Here is a 16,724-nt window from a genome sequence, read left to right as displayed (position 1 = left end):
ATAGGGATGATTTTATAACTTTGACAGATATATAAATGGATGAAAAGGAAACGTAATTCATGCCATTTTTATTATATTCTGTCAGTTTGAAACGATTTGGTAAAGGGGGATGAAATGATACCTTTACCACTGGGGAGTTAAGATAATGTATAAGCCCACTACATAAATGAGATGAGATAGACTAACACCACCATACCGTGCGTGAGAGAACGATTTTATATTTTAGGAGGATAATATAAAAATTCACGCACGATATGAGACTATTAGCTATATCATAAAGACTTAATAGGGAGGCTGAGTGTGATTTAAGTTATATCTTAATCACTCAGCCAATGGTTCTATTAAGTTATGTTGTCAGTTGTACGATGAGCATTATTTCATACTACCATGTATTGTATCGATATTTGATTTCATCATTTTATAATAAGAATCACCTTTTGAGCCTTTTTTACCAATTGAATCAGTAAACACCTCTCCGTATATATTTTTATGTGTTTCTTCGGATAAGCTTTCCATTGCTTTTTTATCTACACTTGTTTCGACTAATAGATGCTTAATGTGATTGTCTTTTACAAATTGAATAGCATGTCGCATTTGTGAAGGCGTAACTTGTTTTTCTGTGTTGATTTCCCAAATATAACCAGGTTTCACATCATATTGCTTAGCAAAGTATTTAAATGCACCTTCACTTGTAATCATTGCTCGACGTTCTTTTGGAATGTCATTAAATTTGTCTTTACTTTCTTTATTAAGTTTTTCTAATTTAGATAGGTATTGATTGCCTTGATGTTTATAATCTTTTTGATTTGATGAATCATATTTGATTAAACTATCTTGAATCGTTTTGACATACTTAATGCCATTTTCAATACTTAACCATGCATGAGGATCTAATTTATCTTTATTACCTTCTTCTCCATTTAGATAGATAGGTTTAACATCTTTAGAAACAGCGATAACTTTTTTATCATCCATTGATTTACCAGCTTGATCTAACGCTTTCTTGAACCAACCATTACCAGTTTCTAAATTTAAACCATTATAGAAAATAACATCTGCATCGGTTAACTTTTTAATATCCTTAGGTTTGACTTCATATTCATGTGGGTCTTGTCCAACTGGAACAATACTATGGACGTCAACATGATCGCCACCTACATTTTTTACCATGTCATAAAGAATAGAGTTAGTTGTGACAACCTTTAATTTATGACTGTCAGCATGTTGTTTGTCTCCATTAGATTGACTGCAGCCAACCAAGACGATAAAAATAGCTAGCAATAAGGGAATGATTTTCTTCATTTAAATTACGCCTCTTTTCTGTTTATTTTTTAATGTTGTGATACCTAAAGTGACAACGTAAATCGCAAATGTACATAGTACAATAGCTGCGCCACTAGGTACGTTATATATGTAACTAAAATAAAGTCCTATAATTGAACTGATTACACCAATTAAGCTTGCGACTGCCATCATGCCATATAAATTCTTGCATATAAGAAAAGCAGTTGAAGCGGGTGTGACTAATAGTGCGACGACTAAAATAATGCCTACGGTTTGGATACTAGCAACAGTTACTAATGCAAGGAGTAGCATGACAAAATAATGTATTAGCTTAGTATTTAAACCATTCATTCTACTAAATGTGTTATCAAACGTAGATATCATTAACGGTCGATAGAATATTATGATGAGACTTAATACAAATAGTCCGATGATTACGGTAGTCCAAAACGTTGTATGCGTAATGGCGAGTAAATTACCAAATAAAATATGGTATAAGTCCGTCGTACTATTGATAACACTAATTAATATGACGCCTAATGCGAGGAATGCTGTGAAACTAATGCCTATAGCTGCATCTGGTTTTGTTTTACTCTTAGAAGTAATAAATCCGATTAACATACTTGCAATCATTCCAGTTATTAACGCACCAACAAACATAGGTATACCGAATAAGAATGATAATGCCACACCAGGTAATACAGCATGACTCATCGCATCACCCATTAGTGATAATCCTCTTAATACAATTAAACTTCCGACAGTGCCACAAACAACACCAACAATCATTGAAATAATCAGTGCTCTATTTAAAAATTGATAATTGAAAAGATGCGTGAAAAAGTCATTCATATTTAGGCACTTCCTTTCGATGAAACATCGACTTGACTGTTCTGAGTCATAAAGGTGTCGTTTAACAATGTGTCACTATTTATTGCATCTTCTGCATTGCCAAAATAGCGTAATGTTTGATTGAGCAACATAATACGATCAAAGTACTGGGAAGCCTTAGATAAGTCATGATGAACAATAAGTATCAACTTGCCCTGTGCTTTTAGTTCTCTAATTTTATTCATTATGAGCTGCTCACTTTTAAAATCAATACCGACAAAAGGTTCGTCGAATAAATAAAGTTCACTTTTAGACATGAGTGCGCGGGCAACAAGTACACGTTGTAGTTGACCACCACTTAAGGCAGAAATTTGTTTTCGTTTTAATGATTTTAAGTCTAAGTCATCTAATAATTGATTCAATTGTATTTTAGTCTCATGTTTAGGTTGGCTAAACCAACCGATGTCACCATAACATCCTGAGAGAATCACTTTTTCCACATTTATCGGAAAATCCAAATCAATATTTGATTTTTGAGGTATGTATGTCATGTATTTCAATTGAGTATGTATCGGACGTTGATAAAGTAATTGAGTGCCAGTTGCTTGGAAATCTCCTATCAATGACTTCAGTAAAGATGACTTTCCAGCACCATTCGGACCCATAATACCTATCATTTCACCGGCAATAGGAATTTTAAAATCGATATCTTTTAAAATATGCTTATTACCTAAAAAAAGATTTAAATTACTAACTTCTAGCAAATATTAATACATCCTAATTAAAAGTTTAGGTTAACCTAATTTATTTTATAATAAACCGAGAAGTTTTAACATGTCAAGTAGATTCGTGATACAATAAAGTGAATATGTGTGAGGTGAAATGATGTTAACTGAAGAAAAAGAGGATTATCTCAAAGCAATATTAACGAATGACGGCGATGTATCCTTCGTATCAAATAAAAAATTATCTCAATTTTTAAATATAAAACCACCATCAGTTAGTGAAATGGTTGGGAGATTAGAAAAATCGGGCTATGTAGAAACAAAGCCATATAAAGGTGTTAAATTAACAGAAGAAGGTTTAAATCACACTTTAGATATCATTAAGAGGCATCGTTTACTCGAATTATTTTTAATAGAAATTTTGAAATATAATTGGGAAGAAGTGCATCAAGAAGCTGAAATTTTGGAGCATAGAATTTCAGATTTATTTGTCGAACGCCTAGATAATATTTTAAATTACCCGGAGACGTGTCCACATGGTGGAGTGATTCCTAGAGATCATCGTTACAAGGAAAAATATACAAAGACAATACTAGAATTTGAACCTGCTGATGTTGTCACAATTAAACGTGTTAGAGACAAGACAGAGTTGTTAGTTTATCTTTCAAGTAAGGATATATCTATTGGTAATGAGGTTGAAATTGTTTCCAAAGATGACACTAATAAAGTTGTCATTATTAAGCGCAAAGACGTGATTACCATTTTAAGTTATGAAAATGCTATGAATATTTTTGCCGAAAAATAATATTACATCAACTTGAGCCCTAAACTGAATCGTGTGTTGGTAAAGATAAAATGTCTTAACATCATATTGATCAGAAGGGCTCAAGTTTTTTTGTTTTTTTATTATCTTTTATGAAAATAGGTTAACCATTTTAATTTTAGAACAATAATAATTTGATTAATATATACACAGTATATAGATTGATCGCAATCCAAATAGAGCTATAGATAACTGTTGGTACTTTACTAATATCAGTTAAGGTACTACCATCCCAACTTTGTTTAGGTCTTTGGAATGTCAGTCTAAAAATTGTCCAAGACGACTGAAGCACTTCACCAAGTAATACGCCTAAAATAAAATGGTAACTAAAACTTACAATTTGATGAATAACGAGTAAATCATCACTTTGGAATAGGAGATACAAGAGTAAAGACATAGCGATAATAATGAGTATAGGTGATAATTTACGTGATGTTAAAATTAGAAAGTAAATAAAAATCCCTAAGTAAAGGAGAATGAAAAAACTTGGATGATTATAAAAGTCTGTAATGATACCTATCCATAACATAATTGGGGGCATGATATAGCCACCTAATGTAGTGAACCATTGTCCAAGATAACTCTTAGATTGCGTAATTGCATAACCCTGTTGTAAGGTAGCTTCTCTTTCAGACGGCCGTGTCACAATAACTAAATCTTTAGCATGGCCACCGGATAATTTATTAAAAAGGACATGTCCAAATTCATGAGTTAACACTGGGATATAGTTAAGTATAATTGCAAAGTATCGATAGTAAGATTTATAGCGATTTTGATGGACGATAATGTAGATGATACCTATGATTAATATGATATAAATATTTAATTGGATATGTGTAGTTAAGAATGATTCAAATTGTGTCATATTAAAGCTCCGTAATTAGAATTAATCAATTGACGCACAGTCACACTGATTTTGTAAGTTATCATCTATTATACGTTAATATCTAGAAATTATCTTTTAGACTTAAGGCGTAAATTGTATGAGAGATGAAGGTTTTGCGAATAATAATATCTAGATGATTATTGATGTGTTAAAATAAGCGTACATTTTGGTTAAAATTAAAACAATGACAATATATGATATAACTTGATATATCAGTTGAAATGACTGATCAAGTAGGATAGGAGATTTATTTTATGACATTAAAAGGTCAGCATAATAATAATAAAGTTGATATATTAGGCGTGAATTTTGACCACACTACAATGTTACAAATGGTTGAAAATATTAAAACATTTTTTATGTCATCTACGACAGATAATCTATTCATAGTTACAGCTAATCCTGAAATTGTAGACTATGCATCAGAAAATCATGACTATCAACAACTCATCAATAGTGCTGATTATGTCATTGCTGATGGTACAGGTATCGTGAAAGCATCGAAACGATTGAAACAACCGTTACCACAAAGAATTCCAGGGATAGAATTATTAGAAGAATGTCTAAAAATTGCACATGTGAATCAACAAAAAGTCTTTATTTTAGGTTCAAAAAATGAAATTATTGAAAAGGCAGAGCAACAATTAAAAGCTAAATATCCACGAGTGACATTTGCACATCACCATGGTTACATTAATTTAAAAGATGAAACAGTGATTAAGCGTATAGAGACATTTAATCCAGATTATATATTCGTTGGTATGGGTTACCCTAAACAAGAAAAGTGGATTGCACGTCATAGTAAAGCTTTTCAACATACAGTGATGATGGGTGTCGGTGGTTCATTTGAAGTGTTTAGTGGTGCTAAAAAAAGAGCGCCCAAATTCTTTAGAAAATTAAATATTGAATGGGTTTATCGCTTGTTAATTGATTGGAAACGTTTAGGAAGATTGAAGAGTATCCCTAAATTTATGTTTAAAATTGCCAAACAAAAAAGACAACGTTAAAAATATGAACATAAGAAAAGGCAATCATGTGTTATGTAATTAACACAGTGATTGCCTTTTTATGGGTTGTTTTAAATTGATTATTTAACGACAAAGCGAGACGCATCTAAATCTCTTCTAAACGCCTTTTGATCATTTTTAGATTTTTTCTTAAATTCTTTCAAGAACTTTTCATAGTTTGGTAAAACATCATCTAATTCGCCAAACTCTTTAAGTTTACCGCCTTCAATCCATGCGATTTTCGTACAGAATTCTTTAACTTGACGGATGTTATGACTTACGAAAAAGATGGTTTTATTCGCCTCTTTAAATTCATAAATTTTATCTAAACATTTCTGAGTGAAGGTTTGGTCACCAACTGATAATGCTTCGTCAATAACTAAAATATCAGGGTTAACTGTTATATTAATAGAGAAACCAAGTTTTGCACGCATACCACTAGAGTATTTTTTTACAGGTTGATATATAAATTCACCTAATTCACTAAATTCGATTACTTGAGGCATTAATTCTTTAATTTCTTTACGTTTGAACCCCATACACAACATTTTGAATTCAATATTTTCAACGCCTGTTAATTGACCATTTAATCCAGCATTGATTGCAATAACACTAACGTCACCTTTGCGGTCGATTTTACCTGATGTAGGAGACAGAGAGCCGCCAATCATATTACTTAATGTAGATTTCCCTGATCCGTTAATACCAACAAGACCAATCACATCTCCTTCATGCGCTTGAAGAGAAACATCATCTAATGCGAAGAATGTTTTGTTTTTATTTTTAGGTATTAAGGCATCTTTAATACGGTCTTTATTCGTTCTATATATACGATATTCTTTAGTTACATGTTCTATATTTACCGATACGCTCATAATTAGTCCTTCCTTAATTACATTTATATAGATTATAATATACTACTCATCAGTTGTTAAATTTATTAACCTAGTGTAAAGTGAGTAGAAGATTTTGTTTAAAATTGAGTAAAAGTTAATTTAACACGATAGACTATGTCTAATTATAGACAATCAATGACATTATTGTCTTTTTAAGGTACTTTATTATGTTTAATAACTTAAATGATTGTATAATAAGATGAGAATTTAATAAACTAATATCTTTTACTATGTTATATAGTTTGGTATATTTTATTCAATTAAAACAAATTTACATATTAAAAAACAATGAGTTTGAGATATGATTATCATCATTTCTGAAGTATTTGTTTGGCTTAATTTACACCGCTTATATCATGAATAGTGTGGATTGAAAGAAACGTAGTACGCCAAATGACAAATTGTATCTTAATTAACAATTGTATATACATTAAATGTTTGAAAGTGTGGTTTAATTCAATGTCAGCAGTAGTTACTGTATTTAAAGAACACATCAAAAACTTTTATTTAATTCAAAGACTGGCACAATTCCAAATTAAAATTTCGAACCATAGTAACTATTTAGGTATGGCTTGGGAACTTTTGAACCCGGCGCTACAAATTATGGTTTATTGGTTAGTGTTTGGTCTAGGAATCAGAAGTAACCATCCGGTACATGGTATTCCATTTGTATTTTGGTTACTCGTAGGTATCAGTATGTGGTTCTTTATTAACCAAGGTGTACTCGAGGGTACAAAATCTATTTCCCAAAAATTTAATCAAGTTGCTAAGATGAATTTTCCATTGTCTATTATTCCAACATATATTGTAACAAGTAGATTTTATGGACATATTGGTTTACTCGCCATCATTATTATAGCGTGTATGTTTAGAGGTATTTACCCATCTATTCATATCATACAGTTATTGATCTATGTGCCGTTTGCCTTTTTATTAACGGCGTCTGTAGCATTATTTACATCAACATTAGGTATCTTAGTAAGAGATACTCAGATGGCGATGCAAGCATTAATGAGAATATTATTCTATATGTCACCTATTTTATGGATACCTAAAAACCATGGTGTTAGTGGCATTGTGCACCATATTATGTTATTTAATCCAGTATACTTTATTGCTGAATCTTATCGTGCAGCAATATTATTCCATCAATGGTACTTCATTGATCACTGGAAATTAGCCTTATATAATGTCATGATTATTATCATTTTCTTTGTTTTAGGTTCTATACTTCATAAAAAATATAGAGATCATTTTGCTGATTTCTTATAAGAATAAAGTGCGACAAAAGACGCATTCTAGTAGACCAACGATGTAATGTTGGTCTACTTTTTTATTTTATGGACAATAAGAAGAGGGAGAATTATTTTCTATCAATCTTGGAATCGTATATAATTTATGAATAAAGATAAAACGAAATAAAGACGGTGAATGAAATGAGAGTTTTAATCAAAAAAATATATATGATCGTCATTGCGATATTTAATGTCATTTTTAGAGGACTAAAGGTTAAAAATAACAATATTGTTGTCATGATGACATTTCCTAAAGATGTATTGCCGATAATAGACCAATTAAGAAATAAAGGATACAAATTAACGGTTATCACGACAGATAAACATGCACATCATATTCAACATTTATCAAATGTGACATATGTTAAAGCAGGAAATAAAAATGTTATTAAACATATTAAAGCATTAAGCACGGCAAAAGTTATTCTCATAGATACGTATTATTTAATTATGGGTGCATACGATAAAAAAGCGCCACAAACTGTTATTCAGACATGGCATGCTGCTGGTGCTTTAAAAGATTTTGGGTTAACCGATCATCAAGTGGATTTGAATAATCAAGCAATGGTTAATCAATATCAACGAGTATATTCGGCTACAGATCTATATTTAGTAGGTGGAGATGAAATGGGGCATTGTTTTAATGAATCATTTGATGCGCAACCTTCACAAATGTTACGTTCTGGTCTTCCTAGATTAGTTGAATATTTAAACATAGATATCAAAGAAGAACAACAACGATTAAAAGAACAATATGGCATCCAAGGTAAATTAGCAGTCTATATGCCGACCTATAGGGAAAATCATCAAGCTAACAGACAAATTAATACGTCTCGATTTGAAAAGGCATTGCCTGAATACACATTGCTCAGTCATTTACATCCGTCTATCAAAAAAGATAAAGGAGAGCATGACTTAGACTCAACAACGTTACTTATCATGGCAGATTTAATTATTAGTGATTATAGTTCAATACCAATAGAAGCAAGTTTGCTTAATAAACCAACGCTCTTTTATGTGTATGACGAAAAAGAATATGAAAAGATAAGAGGACTTAACCAATATTATTATGATATTCCTAATACGTATAAAGTAACGACGGAAGAAGCACTTATTGACAAAATTAAACAAGACGATAAGCAATTCAAGTCATTATTTAATCACTGGCATAAATACACTACACAAGAAACATTGAATCAAGTAACAAACTATATAGATAAGTTGGTGAAATCATGAAATTAGCGATTATAATGCCTGTATATAATGGGCAAGATACAGTACGAAGAGCGGTCACGTCAATCGATACTAAAGCAGAATTTGAAATCATTTGTATAAATGATGGTTCGACAGATAATACAAAACATGAATTAACCGAATTACAAAAAGAATTTCCTAATATTAAAGTCATTCATCAAGAGAATCAAGGTGCTGCTAGAAGTCGTAATGTCGGATTAGCAGCTATGGATGATGATACGGATGCATTTATGTTTTTAGATGCAGATGATCAATATTTACCAAGTCGTATAGATGCGATGATACAAACATATGAGAATCACGAAGAAACTGACATTGTGATAGGTCAAATTGGTCGCGATGTTCATGGCGAATGGAAAGTATTTCCTACACATGAGGAAATTAAGAGAGATGAAGTTGTAACACTCGAAAGAAACCCAGAAATACTTCAATCTATAGGTCCTGGTGGCAAGTTGTTTAGTGCAAAATTTGCTTCTTTAAGGTTTGATGAAGATGTAGTGTTTTGTGAAGAGCATACATTTATGGTACGTGCTTTTTCTAAAGCGCGAGATATTAATCTTATGTCAATCATTGCATATGGCTATAATGAGCGAGAAGGCTCGGTGACAGATAGACGTGCAGATACGTTCTTACCATATATGGAAGATGCAATGAAAGTGCGACAACGCGTTATGGAATTATTACTATTAATGAATGAAAAAATTTATTACAGCTATCGTATGGATAATCTTATTGTAAGTTATTTAATTCAAGCGCATTTATTAAAAAATAGTACGATTACGCCGTCATTTATAAATAGTGTGACACAGTATATTCATTTGATGCAAGAGACAAATTATTCTGGTGACGCAATGTTTAGAATTGTAGAAGCGGTTGAACAGGGTGGAACACAATGGACTAAAGATCTTTATCAGCCTTGGAGACGTACATTGGCAAATGTAGGTATTGGAAGACCAGGATATGTTCGATTTTTAGCACAGACTTTTCCTAAAAAATCAGCATTTTCTGGAAAGCAAAAGTTAAAAAAAGTATTAAAGAAATAATGGTCAATCATCGTTTGAATTTTAATGAATAACATGATGTTTTAATGAATTAATGGTAAGCCTATACAATTTATGCTACATTAAGAATATAAATTTTTATTAAATATTTAGTTAAGGAGAATCACGTATCATGAAACGAGTAATTACTTATGGTACATATGATTTATTACATTATGGACACATTGAATTATTAAGAAGAGCACGTGAAATGGGAGATTATCTCATCGTTGCGTTATCTACTGATGAATTCAACCAAGTGAAAAATAAAAAATCATATTATGACTATAATCAACGTAAAATGATGTTAGAATCAATTCGTTATGTAGACTTAGTAATCCCTGAAGATGGTTGGGGTCAAAAAGAATTAGATGTTGAACGTTTCGATGTCGATGTTTTCGTTATGGGGCACGACTGGGAAGGCGAATTTGATTTCTTAAAAGATAAATGTGAAGTGATTTATCTTAACCGTACAGAAGGTATTTCTACTACGAAAATCAAACAAGAATTATACGGGAAAGACGCTAAATAATAGCGTATTTATAATAAAGGACAAAGCCAAGACGAGATGTCTATGCTTTGTCCTTTTATTGTCTTGAATGCATATAGTCTATTTTCTGCGAAAAGCTTGAATGAATAGATGAATTATAATAGATAATACGATAACTAAACCTATAGCAAAGATAATAGCTATAGTAGGATGAGTTTGCCATATATTTTTAGCAACAGTTGTCGCATGATGGAATATGGGTTTATGTACTGTAACCGAAGGTGGTCCATCTTGTTTAGTGATGAATTCACGTTTGTAATCTGCATGTACTTTGCCTTTATCAATGACTAATTGATAGTCCTTTTTAGTGAAATCTTTAGGTAGGACGTCGTATAAATCTTGTTCTACATAATATGTTTTACCATTAATTTGATGTTTTCCTTTTGATAGGATTTTTTCATATTTATATTGACTAAATGAACGTTCCATTAGCGCATTGCCCATCATGTTGCGTTGTTTTTCTCCGCCGATATGTTTGTAATCTCCAGCACCTAATATGACTTGGTTGATTCTAAATCCGTTTCGTTTTGTAGTAATCGTATGGTTGTAATCTGCAGTGTCACTAGAACCAGTTTTTAAACCATCTGTACCCGGTAAGCTCATGTCGGCACCATCTAGTGAATGGTTAAATGTATAATACGTTACACCATGTGTTGTTGGTGCGAGTTGTTTGGTAAAATCTAATATTTTAGGCGTTTCATTAATCACATGTTGGTCTAAAATGGCATAGTCACGTGCTGAAGTTGTTGTGTTTTCAGTCTTTTTATATTTAGAAGGAGCAAAGCGCTTGAGACGAGTGTTTTCAGCACCTGATGGATTCACATAATGTGTATCTTTCATACCGAGTTCTTTGGCCTTTTTATTCATTAAATCTGTGAAGTCATTGACATTACCAGCTACTTGCTCGCCCAATATGAGTGCAGCGGCATTACTAGAATTAGAAACGGTAATTTGAAGTAAATCTGAGATGGTCCACTTCTGTCCAGGATAAAGTTTAGTATTACTCAATTCAGGAAGTGTAGACATTTGATATTCACGATTAGTCATTTTGACTTTATCATTTAATGATAGCTTTTTATCTTTGACAGCTTCTAATGTAAGATACATTGTCATGAGTTTGGTCATTGATGCCGGATACCATACCTTATCTTTATTGTATTCATAGAGTATTTGGCCGTCTTGACTCACGTTAATGGCACTTTCAGGTTGATACGCTTCAGTTACTTTGCTATAACCATTATCGATAGCAACTTGAACTGGGGTAACATCACCATTCTCTGCATTAGCAAAAGGTGTTATAATATTTAATACGAAGAACATCGTTATGATGAGTATAAAGATTCTTTTCATTATTTCTTTCCTTTAACTATAATTTCCAACTAATATATTTTATCATATACATTATTTGATACATATATGTAAGATGTTGAATTTTTGAAATTTTATTATAGTTGGGAAAGGCTTAAATATTTGGGATGCACGAACCTTTTATAGTAAGATTGAGCAAAATTTAAAATATGAATATTAATAGAAGAGGTATTATTATGAAACAAACTAACCCTTTATTCTTTTTATTTAAAAGGCTCACTTGGCCAATTGGGTTAATCATTGCTGCGGTCATTATTACTTCTTTAGGAAGTTTGAGTGGATTATTAGTACCTCTATTTACTGGGAGATTAGTAGATAAATTCTCAGTAAGTACTATGAACTGGAATCTTGTAGCCATATTTGGTGGTATATTCCTTCTTAATGCTATTTTAAGTGGTATTGGATTATATTTACTAAGTAAAATTGGTGAAAAAATGATTTATGATATCCGTTCATTATTATGGGAACATATCATTCAATTAAAAATGCCGTTCTTTGATAAAAACGAAAGTGGTCAATTGATGAGTCGTTTAACAGACGACACAAAGGTAATCAATGAATTTATTTCTCAAAAATTACCTAATTTATTACCTTCAGCATTAACGTTAGTTGGATCGCTCGTTATGCTATTTATCATGGATTGGAAAATGACGTTATTGACGTTTATTACCATTCCTATTTTTGTACTTATCATGATTCCATTAGGTCGCGTGATGCAAAAGATCTCAACCAGTACACAAACAGAAATTGCTAATTTTAGTGGATTACTTGGGCGTGTACTGACAGAAATGAGATTGGTTAAAGTATCTAATACAGAAAGATTAGAACTTGATAATGCACATACTAATTTAAAAGAAATTTATCGCTTAGGTTTAAAACAAGCTAAAATTTCAGCAGTAGTACAACCTATTTCGGGTGTAGTGATGTTACTAACTATCGCTATCATCCTAGGTTTCGGTGCTTTAGAAATCGCAACAGGCGCTATTACTGCAGGTACATTGATCGCAATGATTTTCTATGTGATTCAAATGTCTATGCCGTTGATTAATCTATCAACATTAATAACAGATTATAAAAAAGCTGTTGGGGCAAGTCATCGAATTTATGAAATCATGCAAGAACCTATAGAACCTACAGAAGCACTTGAAGATTCAAAAGGTATTGAGGTACAAGATGGTGAACTTGTATTTGATCATGTGAACTTCAAATATGATGTTAAGTCTATATTAAATGATGTGTCATTTAATATTCCTCAAGGTCAGGTTAGTGCATTTGTCGGTCCTTCTGGTTCTGGTAAGAGTACGATATTCAATTTAATTGAACGCATGTATGATATTGAAAGTGGCGACATTACGTATAATGGTACAAGTATTTTTGATATTCCATTATCTAAATGGCGTACTAAAATCGGTTATGTGATGCAATCAAACTCAATGATGAGTGGTACGATTAGAGATAATATCTTGTACGGAGTTAATCGTTCAGTATCGGATGAAGAACTTATCAAATATGCTAAATTGGCTAATTGCCATGATTTTATTATGCAATTTGATGAGGGTTACGATACATTAGTTGGTGAACGTGGTCTGAAACTTTCTGGTGGTCAAAGACAACGAATAGATATTGCACGTAGTTTTGTTAAAAATCCAGATATTCTACTATTAGATGAAGCTACCGCTAATTTAGATAGTGAAAGTGAATTGAAAATTCAAGAAGCCTTAGAAACATTAATGGAAGGTCGAACAACGATTGTTATTGCACATAGACTTTCTACTATTAAAAAAGCAGGTCAAATTATCTTTATAGATAAAGGACAAGTAACTGGTAAAGGTACACATAGTGAGTTAATGACAACACATGAGAAATATAAACACTTTGTAACGTCCCAAAAGCTTGCTGACTAAAATTTTATATTATAAAGCACATACGCTCGGATGAGTGTATGTGCTTTTTTGTATAATTTAAAAATTTAATGAAAAACGTTATTTTAAGTCATTTTTACAAATGGTATAATTAAGCCAATTAGATGGGCTCTGCTTTTGGGGATGGATTTTATCCATGATATAGAGTCTTATATCTATACATAAGTTACTTTTGTACAACGCGTTGTTAGAAAATTAAATAAATAGGTGGGTGCCAAATGTTTTTATTGATTAATATCATTGGGTTAATTGTTTTCCTAGGTATTGCAGTGTTATTCTCGAGAGCACGAAAAGATATACAATGGAAATCGATTATTATTTTAGTCGTTTTAAACTTATTTTTAGCGTGGTTCTTTATTTACTTCCCATGGGGGAAATCAGGAATTAAAGCAGCCGCAAATGGTATTTCTTGGGTAATTGAATCGGCAAATGCAGGTACAGGATTTGCGTTTAATAGTTTTGTTTCTAATAAGCAGATGGATATGGCTGTTAGCGCACTATTTCCAATTTTATTAGTAGTACCATTATTTGATATTTTAATGTACTTTAATATCCTACCGAAATTAATTGGTGCGATTGGTTGGGTTTTAGCAAAAATTACACGCCAACCTAAATTTGAGTCATTCTTTGGCATTGAAATGATGTTTTTAGGTAACACAGAAGCACTCGCTGTTTCTAACGAACAATTGAAGCGTATGAACGAAATGCGTGTGTTAACCGTAGCAATGATGTCTATGAGTTCTGTGTCAGGTGCGATTGTTGGTGCCTATGTTCAAATGATTCCAGGTGAATTAGTGCTAACTGCGATCCCTTTAAATATCGTGAATGCTATTATTGTTGCGTCAATTTTGAATCCAGTTAGAGTAGAAGATAAAGAAGACATTATTTATAGTATTAAAGATCAAGATATAGAGCGTCAGCCATTCTTTTCTTTCTTAGGTGATTCTGTATTAGCTGCAGGTAAATTAGTTTTAATTATCATAGCATTTGTGATTAGTTTCGTAGCGTTAGCAGATTTAGCGGATCGTTTGATCAACTTAATTACAGGTGGTATTGGTCACCTGATGGGTCTTAAAGGTAGCTTTGGATTAGACCAAATTTTAGGTGTGTTTATGTATCCATTTGCATTATTACTTGGTCTGCCTTGGGATGAAGCTTGGTTAGTTGCACAACAAATGGCGAAAAAAATCGTTACCAACGAATTTGTCGTAATGGGTGAAGTATCGAAGACGATCAACACACTTTCACCTCACCATAAGGCAGTAATTTCAACATTCTTAGTATCTTTTGCTAATTTCTCTACTATTGGTATGATTATCGGTACATTAAAAGGTATCGTAGATAAGAAAACAGCAGATTTTGTTTCTAAATATGTGCCAATGATGCTGTTAGCAGGGATTTTAGTTTCATTATTAACAGCTGCATTTGTAGGCTTATTCGCATGGTAATTTAAAAATTGATGTTACACCTTCTATTGCTAGACTCTTTTTCTAGTAATCGGAGGTGTTTTTAATGATGAAAAATTGTACATAATAAAAGCCAAGTATAGTAAGTGAGGAGACACTTGTTATACTTGGCTTTTATGGGAAATGAATATTAATGTACTTGTAACGGTAAGGACTAGGTACAGTTACAGTACTTCGAGCAAAATTTGTTTTGTTACTATAAACAACACAAAGGAGATAACTTCTTTTGTTAAGAAGTTAACATTATTATAGCAAACCACAAGCAATAAGTAAATTAAAAATTCTGAAAATTTAAAATTATTTTATCCTTTTCAAGTTACACCATACTATTTTATTAGAGACGATTCATTGATTAGTTGTACGAATAGAACTCAAAATATATCAAAAATATGAATAATTTACTCAAGCGGTGTTGTGGGGGGCTACATGCGTATGCTAACATTTTGTTAATCATATAAAAAATAAATAAAGGGATGTGGTTGCTTGAACAGATTAATACGAGATTTAATATTAGTCGTTGTTGGTTCGTTTATTTTTTCAGCTGGTGTTAATGCATTCATTATTTCAGGTAATTTAGGTGAAGGTGGGGTTACAGGTCTAGCTATTGTTTTATACTATGCCTTTCACTTATCACCAGCTATCACTAACTTTGTAGTCAATGCTATTTTAATTGCAGTAGGATATAAATTTTTAAGTAAGCGTAGTATGTATTTAACTATTGTAGCAACTGTCCTTATTTCAGTATTTTTAAGTTTAACAGAATCTTGGCATGTTGAAACAGGAAATGTGATTGTCAATGCTGTATTTGGTGGAACTAGTGTCGGATTAGGTATTGGTGTTATTGTCTTAGCAGGTGGTACTACTGCAGGAACTATCATTTTAGCTAGGATTGCACATAAGTATTTAGATGTGAGTACACCTTATGCACTTCTTTTCTTTGATTTAATTGTAGTAGTTATCTCTTTAACTGTGATTTCACTCGATCGTGCGTTAGTTACCGTAATTTCATTATATATCGGTACGAAAGTGATGGAATTTGTAATAGAAGGTTTAAATACAAAGAAAGCGATGACAATTATTTCAAGTAAACCAGATGAAGTGGCTAAAGCCATAGACGAACAAGTAGGTCGTGGATTAACCATATTGAATGGACATGGCTATTATACTAGAGAAGAAAAAGACGTCCTTTATGTCGTTATTACGAAAACGCAAGTCTCACGAGCTAAAAAGATTATTAGAAATATTGATAACCAAGCATTTTTAGTCATTCATGATGTGAGAGATGTTTATGGAAATGGCTTCCTTATAGATGAATAATTGATGTTATCCATATACCGTTTTAAGTAGCAAACCTGTTAACTTAGAACGGTTTTTTGA

Annotated in this window: 15 protein-coding genes; 9 read left to right on the top strand and 6 right to left on the bottom strand. The window is 32.0% G+C overall.

What is annotated here, in order from left to right:
* Positions 1-372 precede the first annotated feature (372 nt).
* Genes mntC through LPC11_RS10620 form a run of 3 tightly spaced genes read right to left on the bottom strand, consistent with a single transcriptional unit; the run spans position 373 to position 2,879 of the window.
* Positions 373-1,302, bottom strand: a complete 930-nt coding sequence (mntC, locus tag LPC11_RS10630; protein ID WP_107566345.1) for a manganese ABC transporter substrate-binding lipoprotein MntC — start codon at positions 1,300-1,302, stop codon at positions 373-375.
* Entirely contained in the window at positions 1,303-2,136 is an 834-nt protein-coding gene (locus LPC11_RS10625; protein WP_231307265.1) for a metal ABC transporter permease, read from the bottom strand. It abuts the gene before it with no gap.
* 2 nt (positions 2,137-2,138) lie between these two features.
* Positions 2,139-2,879, bottom strand: a complete 741-nt coding sequence (locus LPC11_RS10620; protein ID WP_023374723.1) for a metal ABC transporter ATP-binding protein — start codon at positions 2,877-2,879, stop codon at positions 2,139-2,141.
* A 121-nt stretch (positions 2,880-3,000) separates the two neighbouring features.
* Between LPC11_RS10620 and LPC11_RS10615 the strand changes: the two genes are divergently transcribed.
* On the top strand, positions 3,001-3,645 hold the full coding sequence (locus LPC11_RS10615) for a metal-dependent transcriptional regulator (RefSeq protein ID WP_023374724.1): 645 nt from the start codon (positions 3,001-3,003) through the stop codon (positions 3,643-3,645).
* A 136-nt stretch (positions 3,646-3,781) separates the two neighbouring features.
* Here the strand turns inward: LPC11_RS10615 and LPC11_RS10610 are convergent, their stop codons facing one another.
* Positions 3,782-4,528 carry a M50 family metallopeptidase gene (locus tag LPC11_RS10610; RefSeq protein ID WP_023374725.1) on the bottom strand — a complete coding sequence of 249 codons (747 nt, stop codon included), beginning with the start codon at positions 4,526-4,528 and terminating at the stop codon, positions 3,782-3,784.
* A gap of 275 nt (positions 4,529-4,803) precedes the next feature.
* Here LPC11_RS10610 and tarA point away from each other — a divergent pair, with 275 nt between their 5' ends.
* Positions 4,804-5,556: an N-acetylglucosaminyldiphosphoundecaprenol N-acetyl-beta-D-mannosaminyltransferase TarA gene (gene tarA / locus LPC11_RS10605; protein WP_023374726.1), complete on the top strand. Its 753-nt coding sequence runs from the start codon at positions 4,804-4,806 to the stop codon at positions 5,554-5,556.
* Between the two features lie 80 nt (positions 5,557-5,636).
* Here tarA and tagH read toward each other — a convergent pair whose 3' ends face one another.
* Positions 5,637-6,431 carry a teichoic acids export ABC transporter ATP-binding subunit TagH gene (tagH, locus tag LPC11_RS10600; protein ID WP_015365325.1) on the bottom strand — a complete coding sequence of 265 codons (795 nt, stop codon included), beginning with the start codon at positions 6,429-6,431 and terminating at the stop codon, positions 5,637-5,639.
* A 480-nt stretch (positions 6,432-6,911) separates the two neighbouring features.
* Here tagH and tagG point away from each other — a divergent pair, with 480 nt between their 5' ends.
* From tagG to tagD, 4 genes are all read left to right on the top strand, one after another.
* Positions 6,912-7,724 (top strand): teichoic acids export ABC transporter permease subunit TagG, encoded by an 813-nt coding sequence (gene tagG / locus LPC11_RS10595; RefSeq protein ID WP_023374727.1) that lies wholly within the window; start codon positions 6,912-6,914, stop codon positions 7,722-7,724.
* A gap of 164 nt (positions 7,725-7,888) precedes the next feature.
* Positions 7,889-8,983 (top strand): teichoic acid glycerol-phosphate primase TarB, encoded by a 1,095-nt coding sequence (tarB, locus tag LPC11_RS10590; protein ID WP_023374728.1) that lies wholly within the window; start codon positions 7,889-7,891, stop codon positions 8,981-8,983.
* A complete protein-coding gene (locus LPC11_RS10585) occupies positions 8,980-10,044 on the top strand; it encodes a glycosyltransferase family 2 protein (protein ID WP_023374729.1) in 1,065 nt (354 codons plus the stop codon). The genes tarB and LPC11_RS10585 overlap by 4 nt, the downstream gene beginning before the upstream one ends.
* 130 nt (positions 10,045-10,174) lie before the next feature.
* Positions 10,175-10,573: a glycerol-3-phosphate cytidylyltransferase gene (gene tagD / locus LPC11_RS10580; protein WP_002465978.1), complete on the top strand. Its 399-nt coding sequence runs from the start codon at positions 10,175-10,177 to the stop codon at positions 10,571-10,573.
* A gap of 78 nt (positions 10,574-10,651) precedes the next feature.
* Here tagD and pbp4 read toward each other — a convergent pair whose 3' ends face one another.
* Positions 10,652-11,941 (bottom strand): penicillin-binding protein PBP4, encoded by a 1,290-nt coding sequence (gene pbp4, locus LPC11_RS10575; RefSeq protein ID WP_023374730.1) that lies wholly within the window; start codon positions 11,939-11,941, stop codon positions 10,652-10,654.
* Between the two features lie 194 nt (positions 11,942-12,135).
* On the opposite strand from pbp4, the gene LPC11_RS10570 reads away from it, so the two are divergent.
* From LPC11_RS10570 to LPC11_RS10560, 3 genes are all read left to right on the top strand, one after another.
* The gene (locus LPC11_RS10570; RefSeq protein ID WP_023374731.1) at positions 12,136-13,863 is read left to right on the top strand and encodes an ABC transporter ATP-binding protein; all 1,728 of its coding nucleotides are present in this window, start codon (positions 12,136-12,138) and stop codon (positions 13,861-13,863) included.
* Positions 13,864-14,099: 236 nt separating this feature from the next.
* Complete coding sequence (locus tag LPC11_RS10565; RefSeq protein ID WP_002465985.1) at positions 14,100-15,329, top strand: NupC/NupG family nucleoside CNT transporter; 1,230 nt, start codon at positions 14,100-14,102, stop codon at positions 15,327-15,329.
* 501 nt (positions 15,330-15,830) lie between these two features.
* Positions 15,831-16,664 carry a YitT family protein gene (locus LPC11_RS10560; protein ID WP_231307264.1) on the top strand — a complete coding sequence of 278 codons (834 nt, stop codon included), beginning with the start codon at positions 15,831-15,833 and terminating at the stop codon, positions 16,662-16,664.
* The last annotated feature ends 60 nt before the right edge of the window (positions 16,665-16,724 follow it).

This window comes from Staphylococcus sp. HL28, from assembly GCF_021117155.1.
In the GTDB taxonomy this organism is placed as follows: domain Bacteria; phylum Bacillota; class Bacilli; order Staphylococcales; family Staphylococcaceae; genus Staphylococcus; species Staphylococcus warneri.
The sequence above is the reverse complement of the archived record's forward strand: the minus strand, read 5'-3'. Positions and strand labels throughout refer to the sequence as shown.

What these genes read in the sequence shown, in the direction of transcription:
- tagH (WP_015365325.1), bottom strand. Translation starts at nt 6,431, where the DNA reads ATGAGCGTATCGGTAAATATAGAACATGTAACTAAAGAATATCGTATA.
- LPC11_RS10615 (WP_023374724.1), top strand. Translation starts at nt 3,001, where the DNA reads ATGTTAACTGAAGAAAAAGAGGATTATCTCAAAGCAATATTAACGAAT.
- tarB (WP_023374728.1), top strand. Translation starts at nt 7,889, where the DNA reads ATGAGAGTTTTAATCAAAAAAATATATATGATCGTCATTGCGATATTT.
- tagD (WP_002465978.1), top strand. Translation starts at nt 10,175, where the DNA reads ATGAAACGAGTAATTACTTATGGTACATATGATTTATTACATTATGGA.
- tarA (WP_023374726.1), top strand. Translation starts at nt 4,804, where the DNA reads ATGACATTAAAAGGTCAGCATAATAATAATAAAGTTGATATATTAGGC.
- LPC11_RS10610 (WP_023374725.1), bottom strand. Translation starts at nt 4,528, where the DNA reads ATGACACAATTTGAATCATTCTTAACTACACATATCCAATTAAATATT.
- LPC11_RS10565 (WP_002465985.1), top strand. Translation starts at nt 14,100, where the DNA reads ATGTTTTTATTGATTAATATCATTGGGTTAATTGTTTTCCTAGGTATT.
- tagG (WP_023374727.1), top strand. Translation starts at nt 6,912, where the DNA reads ATGTCAGCAGTAGTTACTGTATTTAAAGAACACATCAAAAACTTTTAT.
- LPC11_RS10625 (WP_231307265.1), bottom strand. Translation starts at nt 2,136, where the DNA reads ATGAATGACTTTTTCACGCATCTTTTCAATTATCAATTTTTAAATAGA.
- LPC11_RS10570 (WP_023374731.1), top strand. Translation starts at nt 12,136, where the DNA reads ATGAAACAAACTAACCCTTTATTCTTTTTATTTAAAAGGCTCACTTGG.
- mntC (WP_107566345.1), bottom strand. Translation starts at nt 1,302, where the DNA reads ATGAAGAAAATCATTCCCTTATTGCTAGCTATTTTTATCGTCTTGGTT.
- pbp4 (WP_023374730.1), bottom strand. Translation starts at nt 11,941, where the DNA reads ATGAAAAGAATCTTTATACTCATCATAACGATGTTCTTCGTATTAAAT.
- LPC11_RS10585 (WP_023374729.1), top strand. Translation starts at nt 8,980, where the DNA reads ATGAAATTAGCGATTATAATGCCTGTATATAATGGGCAAGATACAGTA.